The organism is Stenotrophomonas sp. GbtcB23, assembly GCF_019091045.1.
GTDB lineage: Bacteria > Pseudomonadota > Gammaproteobacteria > Xanthomonadales > Xanthomonadaceae > Stenotrophomonas > Stenotrophomonas rhizophila_A.
This window is the reverse complement of record NZ_JAGXKC010000030.1, coordinates 17,727-36,502: the sequence shown is the minus strand read 5'-3', so window position 1 is coordinate 36,502 and position 18,776 is coordinate 17,727. Positions and strand designations below refer to the sequence as shown.

General features: G+C 67.1%; 21 protein-coding genes and 1 tRNA gene. 21 read left to right on the top strand and 1 reads right to left on the bottom strand.

Annotated elements, in window-relative coordinates:
- Positions 1–26: 26 nt before the first annotated feature.
- Positions 27–668 carry a hypothetical protein gene (locus tag KVS69_RS13135; protein ID WP_217538425.1) on the top strand — a complete coding sequence of 214 codons (642 nt, stop codon included), beginning with the start codon at positions 27–29 and terminating at the stop codon, positions 666–668.
- A 42-nt stretch (positions 669–710) separates the two neighbouring features.
- Here the strand turns inward: KVS69_RS13135 and KVS69_RS13130 are convergent, their stop codons facing one another.
- Positions 711–1,643 (bottom strand): DUF3011 domain-containing protein, encoded by a 933-nt coding sequence (locus KVS69_RS13130; RefSeq protein ID WP_217538423.1) that lies wholly within the window; start codon positions 1,641–1,643, stop codon positions 711–713.
- A 158-nt stretch (positions 1,644–1,801) separates the two neighbouring features.
- Between KVS69_RS13130 and aspS the strand changes: the two genes are divergently transcribed.
- The 20 genes from aspS to KVS69_RS13030 all read left to right on the top strand — a co-directional run bounded on the left by aspS (position 1,802) and on the right by KVS69_RS13030 (position 18,719).
- The gene (gene aspS, locus KVS69_RS13125) at positions 1,802–3,553 is read left to right on the top strand and encodes an aspartate--tRNA ligase (RefSeq protein WP_217538421.1); all 1,752 of its coding nucleotides are present in this window, start codon (positions 1,802–1,804) and stop codon (positions 3,551–3,553) included.
- A gap of 87 nt (positions 3,554–3,640) precedes the next feature.
- Positions 3,641–3,973, top strand: a complete 333-nt coding sequence (locus KVS69_RS13120; protein ID WP_068853762.1) for a DNA primase — start codon at positions 3,641–3,643, stop codon at positions 3,971–3,973.
- 20 nt (positions 3,974–3,993) lie between these two features.
- Positions 3,994–4,515: a GNAT family N-acetyltransferase gene (locus KVS69_RS13115; RefSeq protein WP_217538419.1), complete on the top strand. Its 522-nt coding sequence runs from the start codon at positions 3,994–3,996 to the stop codon at positions 4,513–4,515.
- 95 nt (positions 4,516–4,610) lie between these two features.
- On the top strand, positions 4,611–5,243 hold the full coding sequence (locus KVS69_RS13110; protein ID WP_068853760.1) for an alpha/beta fold hydrolase: 633 nt from the start codon (positions 4,611–4,613) through the stop codon (positions 5,241–5,243).
- 76 nt (positions 5,244–5,319) lie between these two features.
- Complete coding sequence (locus KVS69_RS13105) at positions 5,320–6,051, top strand: YebC/PmpR family DNA-binding transcriptional regulator (protein ID WP_068853759.1); 732 nt, start codon at positions 5,320–5,322, stop codon at positions 6,049–6,051.
- A 76-nt stretch (positions 6,052–6,127) separates the two neighbouring features.
- Entirely contained in the window at positions 6,128–6,649 is a 522-nt protein-coding gene (gene ruvC / locus KVS69_RS13100) for a crossover junction endodeoxyribonuclease RuvC (RefSeq protein ID WP_093533747.1), read from the top strand.
- Positions 6,650–6,659: 10 nt separating this feature from the next.
- Positions 6,660–7,250 (top strand): Holliday junction branch migration protein RuvA, encoded by a 591-nt coding sequence (gene ruvA / locus KVS69_RS13095; protein WP_217538417.1) that lies wholly within the window; start codon positions 6,660–6,662, stop codon positions 7,248–7,250.
- A gap of 46 nt (positions 7,251–7,296) precedes the next feature.
- Complete coding sequence (locus KVS69_RS13090; protein ID WP_093533748.1) at positions 7,297–9,216, top strand: potassium transporter Kup; 1,920 nt, start codon at positions 7,297–7,299, stop codon at positions 9,214–9,216.
- A gap of 99 nt (positions 9,217–9,315) precedes the next feature.
- Positions 9,316–10,356: a Holliday junction branch migration DNA helicase RuvB gene (gene ruvB, locus KVS69_RS13085; protein ID WP_184126745.1), complete on the top strand. Its 1,041-nt coding sequence runs from the start codon at positions 9,316–9,318 to the stop codon at positions 10,354–10,356.
- On the top strand, positions 10,346–10,777 hold the full coding sequence (ybgC, locus tag KVS69_RS13080; RefSeq protein WP_068853754.1) for a tol-pal system-associated acyl-CoA thioesterase: 432 nt from the start codon (positions 10,346–10,348) through the stop codon (positions 10,775–10,777). Before ruvB ends, ybgC begins: the two co-directional genes overlap by 11 nt.
- A 10-nt stretch (positions 10,778–10,787) precedes the next feature.
- On the top strand, positions 10,788–11,567 hold the full coding sequence (gene tolQ, locus KVS69_RS13075; RefSeq protein WP_068853753.1) for a protein TolQ: 780 nt from the start codon (positions 10,788–10,790) through the stop codon (positions 11,565–11,567).
- Between the two features lie 23 nt (positions 11,568–11,590).
- Positions 11,591–12,019, top strand: a complete 429-nt coding sequence (gene tolR, locus KVS69_RS13070; protein WP_068853752.1) for a protein TolR — start codon at positions 11,591–11,593, stop codon at positions 12,017–12,019.
- The gene (tolA, locus tag KVS69_RS13065) at positions 12,009–13,070 is read left to right on the top strand and encodes a cell envelope integrity protein TolA (RefSeq protein WP_095364363.1); all 1,062 of its coding nucleotides are present in this window, start codon (positions 12,009–12,011) and stop codon (positions 13,068–13,070) included. Before tolR ends, tolA begins: the two co-directional genes overlap by 11 nt.
- Positions 13,071–13,224: 154 nt before the next feature.
- The gene (tolB, locus tag KVS69_RS13060) at positions 13,225–14,547 is read left to right on the top strand and encodes a Tol-Pal system beta propeller repeat protein TolB (protein WP_068853750.1); all 1,323 of its coding nucleotides are present in this window, start codon (positions 13,225–13,227) and stop codon (positions 14,545–14,547) included.
- A 65-nt stretch (positions 14,548–14,612) separates the two neighbouring features.
- Positions 14,613–15,128 carry a peptidoglycan-associated lipoprotein Pal gene (pal, locus tag KVS69_RS13055; protein WP_068853749.1) on the top strand — a complete coding sequence of 172 codons (516 nt, stop codon included), beginning with the start codon at positions 14,613–14,615 and terminating at the stop codon, positions 15,126–15,128.
- A 3-nt stretch (positions 15,129–15,131) separates the two neighbouring features.
- Complete coding sequence (gene ybgF / locus KVS69_RS13050; RefSeq protein ID WP_217538415.1) at positions 15,132–15,950, top strand: tol-pal system protein YbgF; 819 nt, start codon at positions 15,132–15,134, stop codon at positions 15,948–15,950.
- 116 nt (positions 15,951–16,066) lie between these two features.
- Positions 16,067–16,765, top strand: coding sequence for a 7-carboxy-7-deazaguanine synthase QueE (queE, locus tag KVS69_RS13045; protein WP_093533754.1), 699 nt, complete (start codon positions 16,067–16,069; stop codon positions 16,763–16,765).
- A 75-nt stretch (positions 16,766–16,840) separates the two neighbouring features.
- A complete protein-coding gene (gene queC / locus KVS69_RS13040; RefSeq protein ID WP_068853746.1) occupies positions 16,841–17,506 on the top strand; it encodes a 7-cyano-7-deazaguanine synthase QueC in 666 nt (221 codons plus the stop codon).
- Positions 17,507–17,577: 71 nt separating this feature from the next.
- Positions 17,578–17,653, top strand: a tRNA-Lys gene (locus KVS69_RS13035).
- 163 nt (positions 17,654–17,816) lie between these two features.
- The gene (locus KVS69_RS13030) at positions 17,817–18,719 is read left to right on the top strand and encodes an NAD-dependent epimerase/dehydratase family protein (RefSeq protein WP_254622170.1); all 903 of its coding nucleotides are present in this window, start codon (positions 17,817–17,819) and stop codon (positions 18,717–18,719) included.
- Positions 18,720–18,776: the final 57 nt, after the last annotated feature.

The window sequence follows — 18,776 nt, the reverse complement described above, 5'->3', positions numbered from 1 at the left end:
ACGCCCACGCGGGCTACGGTGTCCGCATGACTGTATACAAGTTCCTGCCGCTCGCGGCTGCGTCGTTGCTCGCCGCGTGTGGTGGCCAGCGTGACAGCGTGGCCCACGATGTTGCGATGGCCCCGGCCGACGCGTTTCTCGCTGCTGTCGCCGCGCATTGCGGCAAGGCGTTTGAAGGCCATATCGCCGTCAACGAGCCGAAGGGCGCCGGGCCTGACCCGTTCGACGGCAAGCGCCTGGTGATGCATGTGCGCGGCTGCGATGACGCCTCGCATACGCTGCGCATTCCCTTCCATGTGGGTGACGATCATTCGCGCACCTGGGTGCTGAGCCGCACCGATACCGGCCTGCGCCTCAAGCACGATCACCGCCATGCAGATGGCAGTCCGGACGCGGTCACGATGTACGGTGGCGACAGTGCACCGCCCGGCACCGCGCAGCGCCAGTCGTTCCCGGTGGATGCCGATTCGGTGGCGATGTTCCGCAAGGCCGGCATGGAGGCGTCGGTGACCAATACGTGGGCGATGGAAATCGAGCCGGACAAGACGTTCGTGTACGAGCTCACCCGTCCGGGTGGTCGCCGGTTCCAGGTGGTGTTCGACCTCGCGCACCCCGTCGCGTTGCCGCCCGCGCCCTGGGGCGCGGACACCGAACCGACCAACAAGTAACCGCGCCGGTAGGGCCCGACCGTTGGTCGGGCCGCGGTCCCGTCAACGCGCGCCGAACCTCGCCCGGCACCCGTTGCTGACCCACACCATGCTCGGCCGATAGCCCCAGCTGCGGTTCTCGACACAGCTGCTGCCAGACAGCTGCTCCAGCAGCACCGGCCGGCCCTGGCGTGAATCCCACGCGCAGGTCTGCTGGCGGTTGCCGTTGCTGCTGCAGGTCACGCTGTAATTGCTGCCGCCCCCGCCGCCGCCCCAGTTGCCGCGCGATTCGGCGAATTCACCGCGGCAGCCGCGGGTGACCCAGATGGCGTTGCCGCGCATGCCCCAGGTCTGGTTCTGCACGCAGGCCGAGCCGGAGATCTGCCGGACCAGCGCGGCATTGCGCCACGGGGTAGGGCAGCTGCGCTCGCGGTTGTCGTTGCTTTCGCAGCGGATGGTGGTGCCGGGGCCGCCGGTACCCGGCCCCCAGCCGCCCCCACGGCCTTCGACGAATTCGGCCCGGCAGCCGCCGCTGACCCAGACCTGGCCATTGCGCGAGCCCCAGTTGTTGCCTTCCACGCAGCGGGTGCCGGAGATCTGCCGGGACAGGCGCGCGCTGCGCCAGCCGGTGGTGCAGACCCGCTGGCGGTTGTCGTTGCTTTCGCAGCGGACCACCCCATTGTTGCCGCCGCCGCCGGGGTTCCATCCGCCGCCGGAGCCGCCCAGCGAGGCGGCGATGTCCTGCTTGATCCGGGAAAAGCCCCAGGACGAGCGGTTCACCTGGTCAAGGTAGAAGCGCATCTGGTCGTCGGGGATGCGCCGCCCCCCGGACTGTTCGGCGTATTCCTGGGCAATGACCCGCTGCTGGTCCTGGACCGACAGGGTGCGGAGGTTCTCCGGGGCGTAGGCCCGGGCATTGACCTGGGCCTGGGCCGGCAGCGACGGGGCGCCGCAGGCCAGCAGGGCGGTGAAACAAGCGACAGCGAGGCGGTTCATGGCAAATCCCCTTGCGCATGGTGGTGCGCGGACTATAGGTACGGGTCGTATTAAGCCCGTGTGACCGTCCGGATTTGCCCGATCGGGTCGCCGGCCGCAGAATAACGGGCTGACCGGTGCCGCCTGGCGCCGGCAATCTCCTGCGGAGCTTTACCCCCATGCGTACCCACTTCTGTGGCCTGGTCGACGAGACCCTGATTGGCCAGACTGTCACCCTCGCCGGCTGGACCGACGTTGCCCGCAACCTGGGCGGCGTGTGCTTCATCGATCTTCGCGATCATGAGGGCATCGTGCAGGTGACGGTGGAGCCTGAGAACGCGGACGTGTTCAAGGTCGCCGCCAGCCTCGGCTACGAGGACGTGCTGCAGGTGGAAGGCGTGGTGCGCAGGCGCCATGCGGTGAACGACAAGATCCGTACCGGCCAGGTGGAGATCGTCGCCACCCGCATCACCGTGCTCAACAAGGCCGAGCCGCTGCCGTTCCACGCCCACGAGAACCCGGGCGAAGAAGCCCGCCTGAAGTACCGTTACCTGGACCTGCGCCGCCCGGAAATGCAGCGCATGCAGCGCACCCGCATCAAGCTGGTGCAGGCGCTGCGCCGCCACCTCGATGGCGACGGCTTCCAGGACATCGAAACCCCGATCCTGACCAAGGCCACCCCGGAAGGCGCACGCGACTTCCTGGTGCCGGCGCGCATGCACCCGGGCGAGTTCTACGCCCTGCCGCAGTCGCCGCAGCTGTTCAAGCAGATCCTGATGGTGGCCGGCTTCGACCGCTACTATCAGATCGCGCGCTGCTTCCGCGACGAAGCGCTGCGCGCCGACCGCCAGCTGGAATTCACCCAGCTGGACATGGAGTTCGCCTTCGTGCGCGAGCGCGACGTGCAGGACTACGTGGAAGGCATGATCCGCGCGATCTTCAAGGAAGTGGTCGACGTGGAGCTGGCTGCCAGCTTCCCGCGCATGACCTGGGCCGAGGCGATGCGTCGCTATGGCTCGGACAAGCCGGACCTGCGCATCGCGCTGGAGCTGGTGGACGTGGCCGAGCTGGTCAAGGCCAGCGAATTCCCGGTGTTCACCGCCGCCGCCAATGATGCCGATGGCCGCGTCGCCGCGCTGCGCATCCCGGGCGGTGCCAGCCTGTCGCGCAAGCAGATCGATGAGTACGCCGCGCACGCCGCCAAGTACGGCGCCAAGGGCCTGGCCTACATCAAGATCGCCGAGAACGACGAAGTCAGCTCGCCCATCGCCAAGTTCTTCAGCGAAGAGGCCTTCGCCACGCTGGTCGCCCACGTCGGCGCCGGTAACGGCGACATCGTCTTCTTCGGTGCCGGCGGCTACAACAAGGTGTCCGACTTCATGGGAGCGCTGCGCCTGAAGGCCGGCAAGGACTTCAACCTGGTCGCCGACGGCTGGGCGCCGCTGTGGGTCACCGACTTCCCGATGTTCGAGTACGACGACGAAGCCCAGCGCTATGTCGCCCTGCATCACCCCTTCACCGCCCCGGCGGTGGATGACATCGCCGACCTGCGCGCCAATGCGAAGACCGCCGTGTCGCGCGGCTACGACATGGTGCTCAACGGCAACGAGATCGGCGGCGGTTCGATCCGTATCCACCGCTCGGACATGCAGAGCACGGTGTTCGAATTGCTGGGCATCGGTGCGGAAGAGGCTGAGGCGAAGTTCGGCTTCCTGCTCGACGCGCTGCGCTTCGGCGCGCCGCCGCACGGTGGCATCGCCTTCGGCATCGACCGCATCGCCGCGCTGATGGCCGGCACCGAATCGATCCGCGACGTGATCCCGTTCCCGAAGACCACCGGCGCGCAGTGCCTGATGACCGGCGCCCCGTCGCCGATCCCGGACGAGCAGCTGGCCGAAGTGCACATCCAGGTCCGCCCGCGCAAAAACTGATTCCGCGATCGTCCGATCGCACCCCCCCGGTAGCGCCGGCCGTTGGCCGGCCCCCCTCACCGTCACATCGCTCAGGAGATCCAGGTAATGACCGAGTTCGCGTTCGTATTGGAATGGGAAAAGCTGGGCAATGAAGGCACCGATGCCAACCTGGTGACCGAGCGCGCCCGCGTGTTCGGCGGCTGGCTGGTGCGCGTGGGCACCAACCCGGCCGCGATGGCGCTGACCTTCGTCGCCGATGGCGAAGGCCGCTGGGACGGTGAGGACTTCGGCGTCGAGGACTACGAGGACGACGAAGAGGAAGAGGGCGAGGACGAAGACGAAGAGTACGAAGAGGACGAGGAAGACGAGGAGGAGTACGAGGAAGAGGACGAAGAAGACGGCGAAGAGGAAGACGCCGCCAAGGGGACGCAGGCCTGAGGCCTGCCCCGTACCCGTCCATGTACACCATCCGCCGCGCCGGCCCCGAGGACGCACCGACCCTGTCGGTGCTGGCCACCCGTACCTTCGTGGAAACCTTCGGCCACCTGTACCCGGCCCAGGACCTGCAGGACTTCCTGGACGAGGCCTACGCCGAAGACCGCCAGCGCGTGATCCTGTCCCACCCCGATTACGCGGTGTGGCTGCTCGAGCTGGATGGCGTGGCGGTCGGCCATGCCGCCGCCGGCCCCTGTGGCCTGCCGCACCCGGACGTGCAACCGGGCGACGGCGAGCTCAAGCGGCTGTACCTGATCAAGGAACAGCAGAGCTGCGGTTGGGGCAGCCGCCTGCTGGAAACCGCGCTGACCTGGCTGGAGCGCAATGGCCCGCGCACCCTGTGGCTGGGGGTCTGGTCGGAAAACTTCGGCGCCCAGCGTTTCTACGCCCGCTACGGGTTCAGCAAGGTGGGCACCTACGAATTCCCGGTCGGCCAGGTGCGCGACCTTGAATTCATCCTGCGCCGCCCGCCGCAGGCGACCTGAACGGCGGCGGGTTTCACCCGCCGTTCCTTCGTCCATTTGTCTAATGGCACCGTTTGCTACCTCTGGAACGGTTTCGCACCGGCTACGCTGAGCACATGACTCCCCCCGTTTTACTGCTGCACGGCATCTGGAATGCCCGCGCCTGGGTTGGTCCGTTGGCCTGGCGCCTGCGCGCGCGTGGCTTCAGCGTGGACACCTTCGGCTACGCCAGCGTGTTCGGCGGCCCGGACGTGGCCGTGCCGCAGCTGTTGAAGCGGCTGCAGGACAGCGGCCCGGTAGCGCTGGTCGGGCACAGTCTGGGTGGGCTGGTGGCGCTGGAGGCCCTGCGCCGCCAGCCGGACCTGCCGGTGTCGCGGGTGGTCTGCCTGGGCTCGCCGCTGCGCGGCAGCGGCACTGCCCGTTCGCTGGCCGAGCATGGCTGGTCGCTGGCACTGGGCCGCAGCAGCGAACTGCTGCTCGATGGCCTGCCGGCCTGGGAGGGCAGGGCGCAGGTCGGCCTGATCGCCGGTTCCGTGCCGCATGGGCTGGGCAGCCTGCTGGGTGCCTGTGGCGACGCCTCCGACGGCACCGTGGCGCTGGACGAGACCCGCCTGCCGGGCCTGGCCGACCACTGCGTGGTGGCCGCCAGCCACAGCGGGCTGGTGTTTTCCCCGGACGCCGCCCGCCAGACCGCCGCGTTCCTGCGTGATGGCTGCTTCCGCCCGGACCGGGCCGCGCACGCCGCCTGAGTCCCGGCTAACACGGTGAGGGCGGCCGATCAGGTAGAATCCGCGCCCTGTTCCTGACGCAAGCACGGAAACACCCATGGGTAGAGGCCCTTCCATCGAAAACCGCAAAAACGCGTCTGACGCGAAGCGCGGCAAGATTTTCACCAAGATCATCCGTGAGATCGGCGTAGCCGCGCGCGGCGGTGGAGGCGACCCCAACAACAACCCGCGCCTGCGGGTGGCCATGGACAAGGGCCTGGCCTCGAACATGTCCAAGGACGTGATCGAACGGGCCATCAAGAAGGCCACCGGCGAGCTGGAAGGCGTTGAATACGAAGAGATCCGCTACGAGGGCTATGCGCCCGGTGGCGTGGCCGTGATCGTGGACTGCCTGACCGACAACCGCGTGCGCACCGTGGCGGATGTCCGCCATGCGTTCAGCAAGTGCGGCGGCAACATGGGCACCGAAGGCTCGGTGTCCTTCATGTTCAAGCGCATGGGCGTGCTGCACTTCGCCGGCGGCGCCAACGAGGACGCGGTGACCGAGGCGGCCATCGAGGCCGGCGCCGATGACATCGTGGTGTACCCGGAAGACGGCGCCATCGACGTGCTGACCGCGGCGGACATGTACCACGCGGTCAAGGATGCGCTGGAGGCCGGTGGGCTGAAGCCGGACCACGCCGAGCTGACCTTCCGCGCCGACAACGACATCAAGGTCGAGGGCGACACCGCCCTGCAGGTCAAGAAGCTGCTGGACATGCTGGAAGACCTGGACGATGTGCAGGACGTGTTCTCCAACGCCGACCTCGGCGCGGACGCCTACGCCTGACGTCCATGCCCCGTCTCGCCAAGTGCGACGTCGGGGGCGGACAATGCGGACCATGATGACTCCCGACGTTCCACGCGTGATCCGCATCCTCGGCATCGACCCCGGTTCGCAACGCACCGGGGTGGGCATCATTGATGTGGACCCCACCGGCAAAGTGCTGCACGTGCACCACCTGCCGCTGGTGCTGCTGGGCGCCGACGACTTCCCCAACCGCATGAAGCTGCTGGTGCTGGGGCTCAACGCGCTGGTGGAGGAATACCGCCCGCACGAAGTGGCCATCGAGAAGGTGTTCATGGCGCGCAACCCGGATTCGGCCCTGAAGCTGGGCCAGGCCCGCGGCGCGGCGATCTCGGCGGTGGTCATGCGCGACCTGCCGGTGCACGAATACGCGGCCAGCGAGATCAAGCTGGCGGTGGTGGGCCGGGGCGGGGCGGAGAAGCAACAGGTCCAACACATGGTCGGGCTTATGCTCAACCTGAAAACAAAGCTGCAGGCCGACGCCGCCGATGCGTTGGCCGTGGCGATCACCCACGCCCACGTCAGGGCAACCGCGCAGCGCCTGGGCGTCAACACCCGCCAGGCCTGGGGACGGAAATGAGGACATCTGCATGATTGGTCGTCTGCGTGGGATCGTGGCGTACAAGGCGCCGCCGTGGCTGCTGATCGACGTCAACGGCGTCGGCTACGAGCTGGAGGCGCCGATGAGCACCTTCTACGACCTGCCCGAACTGGGCCGCGAGGTCACCCTGTTCACCCACTACGCGCAGAAGGAAGACAGCGTGTCGCTGTATGGCTTCCTGCGCGAGGGCGAGCGCCGGTTGTTCCGCGACGTGCAGAAGGTCAGCGGCATCGGCGCCAAGATCGCGCTGGCGGTGCTGTCCGGGGTGAGCGTGGATGAGTTCGCGAAGATGGTGCAGGCCGGTGACATCACCGCGCTGACCCGCATTCCGGGCATCGGCAAGAAGACCGCTGAGCGCATGGTGCTGGAACTGCGCGACCGCGCGGCCAATTTTGGCGGCGGCGGTGCGCCCATTGCCGGCGCAGCGCCGGCCACCGACCCGGTCTCCGAAGCCACCGTGGCCCTGCAGCAGCTGGGCTACAAGCCGGTCGAGGCCGCGCGCATGGCGCGCGATGCCAACGCCGAGGGCGATGATGTCGCCACCGTGATCCGCAAGGCCCTGCAGGCCGCGCTGCGCTGAGCGCGCCGGCCTTTTTCCCTACCGACCGACGCCCTCCCGGAGTCCCATGTCCACCTCTTCCACCCAGCACGACAGCGGCCACCACGGGCACGGCCATGCGCCGGCCGCCAGCGGCCTGGCCCTGATCGTCGGCGCCATCGGCGTGGTGTTCGGCGACATCGGTACCAGCCCGCTGTATACCCTGAAGGAAGCGTTCTCGCCGCATTACGGCCTCAACAGCGACCACGACACCGTGCTGGGCGTGCTGTCGCTCGCGTTCTGGGCGCTGAACATCGTGGTGACGCTGAAGTACGTCACCATCATCATGCGCGCCGACAACGACGGCGAGGGCGGCATCATGGCGTTGATGGCGCTGACCCAGCGCACCCTGCGCCACGGGTCGCGCTCGGCCTACGTGGTGGGCATCCTGGGCATCTTCGGCGCCTCGCTGTTCTTCGGCGACGGCGTGATCACCCCCGCCATTTCCGTACTGGGCGCGGTGGAGGGCCTGGAAGTGGCCGCCCCCGGCCTGCATGCCTTCATCGTGCCGATCACCGTGGTGGTGCTGTTGGCGGTGTTTGCCGTGCAGCGCTTCGGCACCGAGAAGATCGGCAAGCTGTTCGGGCCGATCACCTCGATCTGGTTCATTTCGCTGGCCGCGATCGGCATCTGGAACATCGTGGATTCGCCCGAAGTGCTCAAGGCCTTCAACCCGATGTGGGCGCTGCGCTTCTTCATGGAGCACGGCTGGCACGGCATCTTCATCCTTGGTGCGGTGGTGCTGGCGGTGACCGGTGGCGAGGCGCTGTATGCGGACATGGGCCACTTCGGGGCCAAGCCGATCCGCCACGCCTGGTATTTCTTCGTGCTGCCGTGCCTGGTGCTGAACTACCTGGGGCAGGGCGCGCTGGTGCTCAACAATCCCGAAGCGGTGAAGAACCCGTTCTTCGAGGCGGTGCCGGAGTGGGCGCTGTACCCGATGATCATCCTGGCCACCATGGCCGCGGTGATCGCCTCGCAGTCGGTCATCACCGGCGCGTTCTCGGTCTCGCGCCAGGCCATGCAGCTGGGCTACATCCCGCGCATGCGCATCACCCATACCTCGCACGACACCATCGGCCAGATCTACATCCCCGGCATCAACTGGGGTATCGCGGTGATGGTGATCGGGCTGGTGCTGGCCTTCCGCAGCTCCTCCAACCTGGCGGTGGCCTATGGCATCTCGGTGTCGGCGACCATGCTCATCGATACCCTGCTGCTGGCACTGGTGGCCCGCGCGCTGTGGCCGACCTCGCGTTACTGGATCATCCCGCTGTGCGTGGTGTTCTTCATCATCGACCTGGGCTTTGTGATCGCCAACGGCGCCAAGCTGCTGCAGGGCGCCTGGTTCCCGGTAGTGCTGGGCATCGTGCTGTTCACCATGATGCGCACCTGGCGGCGTGGTCGCGAGCTGCTGCGCGATGAGATCCGCAAGGACGGCATCCGGCTGGATACCTTCCTGCCCGGGCTGATGCTGGCCCCGCCGGTACGGGTGCCGGGCACGGCGGTGTTCCTCACCGCCGACCCCTCGGTGGCCCCGCACGCGCTGATGCACAATCTCAAGCACAACAAGGTGCTGCACGAGCGCAACGTGTTCCTGCACGTGGAAACCCTGCCCATTCCGTATGCGATGGAAGGCAAGCGCCTGAAGATCGAATCGGTGGGCGATGAGTTCTACCGCGTGTTCGTGCGCTTCGGGTTCATGGAAACCCCGGACGTGCCGCTGGCGCTGATGCGCTCGTGCGACCACGGCGGGATCTACTTCGACCCGATGGACACCACCTTCTTCGCCAGCCGCGAAACGATCGTGGCCACCGCCAACCGCGGCATGCCGATCTGGCGCGACAAGCTGTTCGCGCTGATGCACCGGAACGCGGCGCCGGCGACCGGGTTCTTCCGGATCCCAGGAAATCGCCTGGTAGAGCTGGGCGCGCAGGTAGAGATCTGACTGGACGGCCGACCAACGGTCGGCCGCTACCCGCCATTTTCTCGATCCCGGGTAGGTGACGACCGTTGGTCGTCACGCTTTTTGCCGCATAATCGCGGGATGACCGACGACCGCATCATCGGCGCCGGTGCCACCCGCGAGGATGACACCACCGACGCCAGCATCCGCCCCAAGCGCATGGCCGATTACCTTGGCCAGGCGCCCGTGCGCGAGCAGCTGTCGATCTACATCGAAGCGGCCAAGGCCCGCGGCGATGCGCTGGACCATGTGCTGATCTTCGGGCCGCCGGGCCTGGGCAAGACCACCCTGAGCCACGTCATCGCCAACGAGCTGGGCGTGGCGCTGCGGGTGACCTCCGGGCCGGTGATCGAAAAAGCCGGCGACCTGGCCGCGCTGCTCACCAACCTGCAGCCGCACGACGTGCTGTTCATCGATGAAATCCACCGCCTGTCGCCGGTGGTGGAAGAAGTGCTGTACCCGGCGATGGAAGATTTCCAGATCGACATCATGATCGGCGAGGGGCCTGCGGCCCGCTCGATCAAGATCGACCTGCCGCCGTTCACCCTGATCGGCGCCACCACCCGGGCCGGCCTGCTGACCGCGCCGCTGCGCGACCGCTTCGGCATCGTGCACCGGCTGGAGTTCTACACCCCCGAAGAGCTGACCAGGATCGTCCGGCGTTCGGCAGCCATCCTCGGCATCGACTGCACCGCCGATGGCGCGGCGGAAATCGCGCGGCGTTCGCGCGGCACCCCGCGTATCGCCAACCGGCTGCTGCGCCGGGTGCGCGACTACGCCCAGGTCAAGGCCGCCGGCCATATCGACCAGGACGTGGCGCAGGCCGCCATGCAGATGCTGAAAGTGGACCCGGAAGGCTTCGACGACCTCGATCGGCGCATGCTGCGCACGCTGATCGATTACTTCGACGGCGGCCCGGTAGGCGTGGAATCGATGGCCGCGGCGCTGTCCGAAGAGCGCGGCACCCTGGAAGATGTGGTCGAACCCTACCTGATCCAGCAGGGCTTCCTGGTGCGCACCGCGCGCGGCCGCATGGCTACCCAGAAGGCCTACCGCCACCTGGGCCTGAAGCCGAAGAATCCGCCGGCCGACCTGTTCGCGGAGGTGCCGGATGTCGGTTGACCTGCGGTTCAGTTGGCCGACACGCATATATTGGGAAGATACCGACGCTGGCGGGGTGGTCTACCACGCCCGCTACGTGGCCTTCATGGAGCGGGCGCGCACCGAATGGATGCGGGCCTTGGGCTACGGCCAGGAACGCACCCGCACCGAGCATGGCCTGGTGTTCGCGGTCCGGTCGATGACCATGGAGTTCCTCAAGCCGGCGCGGCTGGACGACGCGCTGGCGGTGACCGCCACGCTGGTGCAGTGCAAGCGCGCCAGCATGGTGTTCGACCAGGCGGTGTGTCGCGGCGATGAAACGCTGCTGACCGCGCAGGTGAAAATCGCGGCACTGGACGCTGCCACATTCAAGCCGCGCGGCATGGACGATGTTCTCCACGCCGCGCTGAAACCCCACGTAATTCAAATAGCCGCATATTGAGGAACAACGGATGATCGGAATGCTCCTGGCCCTGCAGGCCACGGTGGTCGAAGCGCTGCCGCAGGAAGTCACCAGCGCCGCGTCGCAGACCGTCGCCCAAGCCGCGCACGGCGGTGGCATCAATTACCTGGACCTGATGATCAAGGCCAGCCTGCCGGTGAAGATCATCGTGCTGCTGCTGCTGGCCGGCTCGTTCATCAGCTGGGTGATCATCTTCCGCAAGGCGCGCGTGTTCAACGCCGCCAACCGCGAAGCCGATGAGTTCGAAAGCCGCTTCTGGTCCGGTGCCGACCTGGGCAAGCTGTACAGCGCTGCCACCGACCGCAATCGCAAGGTGGGCGGCCTGGAGGCAATCTTCGAGGCCGGTTTCCGTGAATTCACCCGCCTGCGCGACAAGCGCCGGCTGGATGGCCGCGCCCAGCTCGAAGGCGCCCAGCGCGCCATGCGCACCACCTTCACCCGTGAAGTGGATCAGATGGAGCGCAGCCTGGAGCTGCTGGCCAACATCGGTTCCACCGCCCCCTACGTGGGCCTGGTCGGCACCGTGTTCGGCATCATGGTGACCATGCACGACATGATCAACAGCGGTGAGCAGGCCGGTATCGCCTCGGTTGCACCGGGTATTTCCGAAGCCCTGTTCGCCACCGCCATCGGCCTGTTCGTGGCCATCCCGGCGGTGTGGGCCTACAACCGCTTCACCACCCGCGTCGAGCGCCTGTCGGTCCGCTTCGAGACCTTCGCCGAAGAGTTCAGCTCGATCCTGCAGCGCCAGTCCGCGGGCGACGAGTAAGCGCCCAGCACAAGGATCACGCCATGACCGCTGCCATCGGCCGCCGCAAGCGCCGCAAGCTCAAATCCGAAATCAACGTCGTGCCGTACATCGACGTCATGCTGGTGTTGTTGATCATCTTCATGGTCACCGCGCCGCTGCTCACCCTGAGCTTTGAAGTGGACCTGCCCAGTTCGCAGGCCAAGGCGCTGGAGAGCAAGCAGGACCCGGTGATTGTCTCGGTGCGCCTGGACGGCCAGCTCAGCCTGAAGCTGCCGGAAGCCAAGGAGCCGGCGCCGATGGACGCCGGCCAGCTGCAGGCCCAGCTCGGCGCGCTCGCCGCACAGGACAAGAACCTGCGCGTGATCGTGGCCGCCGACAAGGCCGTGGCCTATGAAAAGGTGGTCGCGGCGATGGACGTGATCAAGCGCGCCAACGTGGAAAAGGTGGGCCTGGCGACCGATGCACGCTGAAGCCCTGCCACCGCAGCGCCAGCCGGAAGGCGAGTGGGGCCTGCCCATCGCGCTGGCGATCCTGGTCCACGTGCTGCTCGCGCTGGTATTCATCGCCGCCTGGCTGTGGTCACCCCAGCGCAGCACCGAAGCGGCCGCCGGCGACCCGGCCATTGAAGCCAGCCTGCAGCTGTCGGCCTCGGAAGCCGCTGCGGCACGCCAGGCGCTGCGCGCCTCGGAAAAACTGCCTGACCTGCCCGAGCCGGTGGCCGAGCCGATCCCGGTGGAAGAAGACACCGTGCCGCCGCCACAGCCGCTGCCCGAGCCGCGCCCGCAGGACGCGCCTACCCCGCAGCAGCAGAACGCCCAGGAACGCATCGCCCAGCCCGACACGGTCGACCAGGCCGCGGTCAACGCGATGTCGATCTCGGCCGAGAAGGCCAAGCAGGAGCAGGAAGCCAAGCGCCGCCAGGAGCAGATTGACCTGACCGAGCGCAAGCGCGTGGAAGAGGCCGAGCAGAAACTGCGCCTGGCCAAGCAGCAGGAAGAGGCCGCGCAGAAGAAGAAGCTGGCCGAGCAGGAGCAGAAGGCCAACGACGTCAAGGCAGAAGCCGAGCGCCAGAAGAAGATCGCCGAGATCCGCAGCCGCCGCGAGGCCGCCGAGAAGGAAGCGAAGCTCGCCGAGCAGAAGCTGCGCCAGCTGGCTGCCGCGCGTGCCGCCGCAGGGCAGTCCACCGCCGGTTCCAGCGGCGCCGCCCAGCCGGCCGCCGGCGGCGGCGGTACCAGCGACGACCTGCGGGCCAAGTACGCGGCAGCGATCCAGCAGAAGGTGCTGGCGGCGTGGACCCGCCCGGACAACGTGCCGTTCGGCCAGCGCTGCAAGATCGTGATCGTGCAGCTGCCCGGCGGCAACGTGAACTCGGCCAAGGTCAGCCCGGATTGCCCGTTCGACGAAGCCGGCCGCCGTTCGATCGAAGCCGCCGTGCTCAACGCCCAGCCGCTGCCGTACCGCGGCTTCGAAGAGGTGTTCTCGCGCCAGCTCAACTTCACCTTTACCGCCCAGGACAACTGATCCCGGGCGGGCAGGCCGTGCCCGGTTTCGTTAATGACACGTGATTTTTCGTGGCATGACCACTCGGATTTCACACCCGGTTGGTTCATGATTGCGAAACCGTTCACCGCACTGCTGTTATCCCTCGTTCTGGTTTTCCCCCTATAGAGCGCCCATGAAGAAGATGCCTCGCTGGTTTGCCGTGTTCGCGGCTTTGTTGTTCCTGCCACTTGCCGCCGCTGCGCAGCAGAGGGGCCTGGACATCGACATCATCGGCGGCAACGCCTCCGCGCTGCCCATCACCGTGGTGCCCATGCCCTACCAGGGCTCGGCCGCCGCCCCGCAGACCGACGTGGCGCAGGTGGTTCGCGCTGACCTGGAGCGTTCCGGCCAGTTCCGCACCCTGCCCGAAGCGCAGATCGTCGAAAAGCCCACCCGCGGCGGCGAGATCCAGTTCGCCACCTGGCGCGCGCTGAAGCAGAACTACATCGTGGTCGGCCGGGTCATGGACGCCGGTGCCGGCGCCTACCGCGTCGAATACGAGCTGTATGACGTGCCCAAGGGCGAGCGCCTGCTGGGCCTGGCGATGACCGCCCGTGGCAATGCCATGCGCGACGTCGCCCACCAGATGGCCGACGCCATCTACGAAAAGATCACCGGTGTGCGCGGCGCCTTCTGGACCCGCATCGCCTATGTCACCGCCAGCGGGAAGGGCGATGCCATGCGCTACGCGCTGATGGTGGCCGATTCGGACGGCTTCAACCCGCAGACCATCGTGCGTTCGGCCGAACCGCTGCTGTCGCCCTCGTGGAGCCCGGACGGCAACCGCCTGGCCTACGTCAGCTTCGAGCGTGGCAATTCGGCGATCTACATCCAGAACATCGCCACCGGCGCCCGTGAGCTGGTCACCAGCTTCCGCGGCATCAACAGCGCCCCGTCGTTCTCCCCGGACGGCCGCCGCCTGGCCCTGTCGCTGTCGCGCAGCGGCAACCCGGAAATCTACGTGATGGACCTGGGCAGCAAGCAGCTCACCCAGCTCACCAACCACTTCGCCATCGACACCGAGCCGACCTGGAGCGCAGACGGTTCCAGCGTCTACTTCACCTCCGACCGTGGCGGCCGCCCGCAGATCTACCAGGTCTCCTCCAGCGGTGGCAGCGCCTCGCGCGTGACCTTCCAGGGCAACTACAACGCGACCCCGAGCATGTCCTACGACGGCAAGAAGCTGGTCGTGGCGCAGGGCAGCGGCAATACCTACAAGATCGCGATGATGGACAGCAGCCTGGGCTCGCCGCGCTGGAGCACGCTGTCGCCGGGTTCGCTTGACGAGTCCCCCACGTTTGCGCCCAACGCAAGCATGGTGCTGTATGCCGCCCGCGAGGGTGGTCGTGGAGTGTTGTATGCCGTGTCGGCTGATGCGCGCGTGCGCCAGCGGCTGGTACTGGCCGACGGTGATGTCCGCGAACCTTCTTGGTCGCCATACCGTACAAAGCGCTAACAGAGTGTTAAGATCCGCACGTATTCATCCCTACATCCGGCTTTAGGAGCCTCAAAGGTAACTACATGAACAAGACCACCCGCGTTTTGCTTGTCTCCCTGCTGTCCGTGGCCGCTCTGGCCGGTTGCTCCAAGAAGGTCAAGGAACAGCCTGCTGCTCCGGTCGACACCGGCAGCACCTCGCAGCCGACCGGCCCGTCGACCTCCGGCCTGTACGGCCCGGGCGACCTGGACACCGACGCCTGCCTGCGCCAGCGCGTTGTGTTCTTCGACCTGGACCAGGATGCAATCAAGCCGGAATTCCAGGCCCAGATGGCTTGCCACGCCAAGTACCTGCGTGACCGTCCGTCGGCCCGCATGACCCTGCAGGGTCACACCGACGAGCGCGGTTCGCGCGCCTACAACCAGGCCCTGGGTGAGCGTCGTGCCAACGCCGTGTCCTCGGCGCTGCAGGCCAACGGTGGTTCGGCCAGCCAGATCACCGTCGTGTCCTACGGTGAAGAGCGTCCGACCTGCACCGAGTCGAACGAAGGTTGCTGGTCGCAGAACCGTCGCGTCGAAATCGTCTACACCGCGCAGTAATCCATGCGCATCGGCATCAAATCCCTGATGCTGGTCGTTGCGGCAGCCCTCGTGGCTGCCGCACCGGCGCAGGCCCAGCGGCAGAGCCTGGCCGACCGCGTTGGCGCGCTCGAGCAGCAGGCCTACAACAACAGCTCCAACCAGGACCTGTTGAACCAGGTCAACCAGCTTCGGCAGCAGATCCAGCAGCTGCAGAGCACGGTTGAGCAGCTCCAGAACGAAAACGCCCAGCTCAAGCAGACCTCGCAGGACCAGTACCTTGACCTGGACGGGCGTCTGAACCGTATTGAAGGTGGCTCGGCCCCGATCCTTCCGGCCGCTCCGGCCGCGAATGCACCGGCCGTTGCCCCCAAGCCCGCCGCACCGGCAGTGGCCGCCACCGAGCGGCCGCCCTCCGTGCACGGCGACCCGGGCAGCCTTGCCGCCAGTGGCGATGAGCGCACCGCGTACAACGTGGCCTTTGATTCGCTCAAGGCCGGCAAGTACGACGACTCGGCCCAGCTGTTCCTGAGCTTCCTCGAGCTCTATCCCAATGGCGTCTACACCCCCAACGCGCTGTACTGGCTGGGTGAAAGCTACTACGCCACCCGCAATTTCCCGCTTGCCGAGGCGCAGTTCCGCGACCTCATCGCGCGTTACCCGACCCACGACAAGGCCTCTGGTGGCCTGTTGAAGATCGGCCTTTCCCAGTACGGCGAAGGCAGGATCGATGAAGCCCAGGCCACCCTGGAGCAGGTCGTCAACACCTACCCCGGTTCGGACGCCGCGCGCACCGCGCAGGACCGTCTGCAGGCCATCCGCCTCGGCCAGCAGATCCGCTGAGGCCCCGACCGGCCAAGGCCGGTATAATCAAAGGTTGGCCCGACTGTTTCGGGCACCGTAGAGCCAGGCCCTGCCTGGCTGCTCTCGTTTCCGTAACCGCACACCAGACCCCCAAGATGACCAGCCCCCTGTCCGCCGCCGCCGCGCTCCCCAGCGAGATCGTGCAGTCGCCCCTGCCACGGCTGAAGATCACCGAGATCTTCACCTCCCTGCAGGGCGAAGCCGATACCGCCGGCTGGCCGACCGTGTTCGTGCGCCTGACCGGCTGCCCGCTGCGCTGCACCTACTGCGACACCGCCTACGCCTTCCACGGCGGCACCTGGTGGGATATCGACGAGATCGTGCGCGAAGTGCTGGCCCAGGGCGTCCACCACGTGTGCGTGACCGGTGGCGAGCCGCTGGCGCAGAAGCGCTGCCTGGTGCTGCTGGAAAAGCTCTGCGAGGCCGGCCTGGACGTCTCGCTGGAAACCTCCGGCGCGCTGGATGTGAGCGGCGTGGACGCGCGGGTGTCGCGCGTGGTCGACCTCAAGACCCCCGGTTCGGGCGAGATGGCACGCAACCGCCTGGAAAACCTGCCGTTGCTGACCCGCCGCGACCAGATCAAGTTCGTGCTGTGCAGCCGCGAGGACTACGACTGGGCGCGGGGCATGGTCCGCGAGCACCGCTTGAACGAGCGCTCGATGGTGCTGTTCTCGCCCAGCAAGGGCCAGGTCAGCCCGCGCGAGCTGGCTGACTGGATCGTGGAAGATCGCCTGCCAGTCCGATTCCAGATGCAGCTGCACAAGATTCTGTGGGACGACGAACCGGGCCGCTGAGCCCGTTCGTTGCCCCTTGATGTACCGGCGCGGGACAGCGTGCTGGCTTTCCCGCAACCCACCGGAAACACCCTCATGAAGAACGCAGTTGTCCTCCTGTCCGGCGGCATGGATTCCGCCGCCGTCGTCGCCATGGCCCGCGAGCAGGGCTTCGCCGTGCATGCGCTGAGCGTGCGCTACGGCCAGCGCCACACCTCCGAACTGGACGCCGCCGCGGCCGTGGCCAAGGCGCTGGGCGTGGTCGCGCACAAGACCGTCAACGTGGATCTGCGCAGCATCGGCGGCTCGGCGCTGACCGACGACATCGACGTGCCCGAAGCGGGCGGCGAGGGCATTCCGGTCACCTACGTGCCGGCACGCAACACCATCATGCTCTCGGTCGCGCTGGGCTGGGCTGAAGTGCTGGGCGCCAACGACATCTTCTGCGGCGTCAACGCCGTGGATTACTCCGGCTACCCGGACTGCCGCCCTGAGTTCATCAGCGCCTTCCAGACTTTGGCCAACCTGGCCACCAAGGCCGGCGTGGAAGGGGCGGGCATCCAGGTACACGCGCCCCTGCAGTTCCTGAGCAAGGCAGACATCGTGCGTGAAGGCGTGCGCCTGGGCGTGGATTTCGGCCTGACCGTCTCCTGCTACAACGCCGACGACAGCGGCGCGGCCTGCGGCCACTGCGACGCCTGCCGCCTGCGCGCGCAGGGCTTCGCCGACGCCGGCGTGGCCGACCCGACCCGTTACGCCTGATCGCCGGGGTACGCCTGCGGCGCAAGATGGGTTAGAATGCGCACCCCCGGCGCGAAGTCGGGGCATGCAATGGGCCGTTAGCTCAGTCGGTAGAGCAGAAGACTTTTAATCTTTTGGTCGATGGTTCGAATCCATCACGGCCCACCACTGCATCAAACGATTGAAGGCGCCCGAAAGGCGCCTTTTTTGTTGCTGGCGAAGACCTCCGTCACAACACGCAGCACTCGCCACCGGAGTCATTCTCGTTGTACGCCAGAGCGTGTTCCCGATGGATACAATCCATCGATCCCGGTAGCTCCCGGGCGCTGACATGTGCTCTCCAGTGAAGATTCTCCTGACAGGAAGTTCAGGCCGGGTAGGTCGCGCCATCTTTGGCGCCCTGGCCGCCCGCCACGAGGTGGTGGGCATTGACCGGAGCCCCTTTGCGACCACGCGTCACGTGGCCGATTTCACTGATACCCGGATGCTGGCCAAGGCCCTGCAAGGCGTGGATGCGGTCATCCATGCCGCTGCGTTGCACGCGCCGCATGTGGGCCTTTTCAGCGACAGCGAATTCCAGCGCATCAACGTGGAAGGCACCCGCACGCTGGCGATGCTGGCGCGCGAGGCGGGCGTGCGGCGGCTGGTGTTCACCAGCACCACCGCGCTGTACGGGCACGCCATCGTGCCGGGGCGCTGCACCTGGGTGGATGAGCAGACCACGCCCCAGCCCCGCACCGTTTACCACCGCTCCAAGCTGGCCGCCGAACAGTGGCTGGAACAGGCCGCTGGACCCGACCTGGATGTGCGCGTGATCCGGATGTCGCGCTGCTTTCCGGAGCCGCCGGAACGCATGATGCTGTACCGGTTGCATCGCGGAATCGATGTCCGTGACGTGGCGGACGCGCATGTGGCTGCGCTGACCAATCACGGCCCGGCGTTCCAGCGTTACCTGGTCAGTGGCTGGACGCCGTTCCAGCGGGAGGATTGCGAGGCGCTGGTGACGCACCCGCGCGATGTCCTGGCCCGGCGGTGCCCGCAATGGCTGGCCGAGTACGACCGTCGCGGATGGTCACTGCCGGTGGTGGATCGCATCCACGACGCGCGCGCCGCCAGTGTCGGCCTGCAATGGCGCAGCTGGCGCGGGCCGGAAACGATCCTGGAGCAGCTGGCGGTGGGCAGTATCGAAGTCCTGCCCGATACCGCTCGCGTCGATGACTGCACCATTGAATAGCGCACTTACACGCCGCCTGAGCGCGGCATGGCGCAGACTAGGTAGATTGAGTAGCAG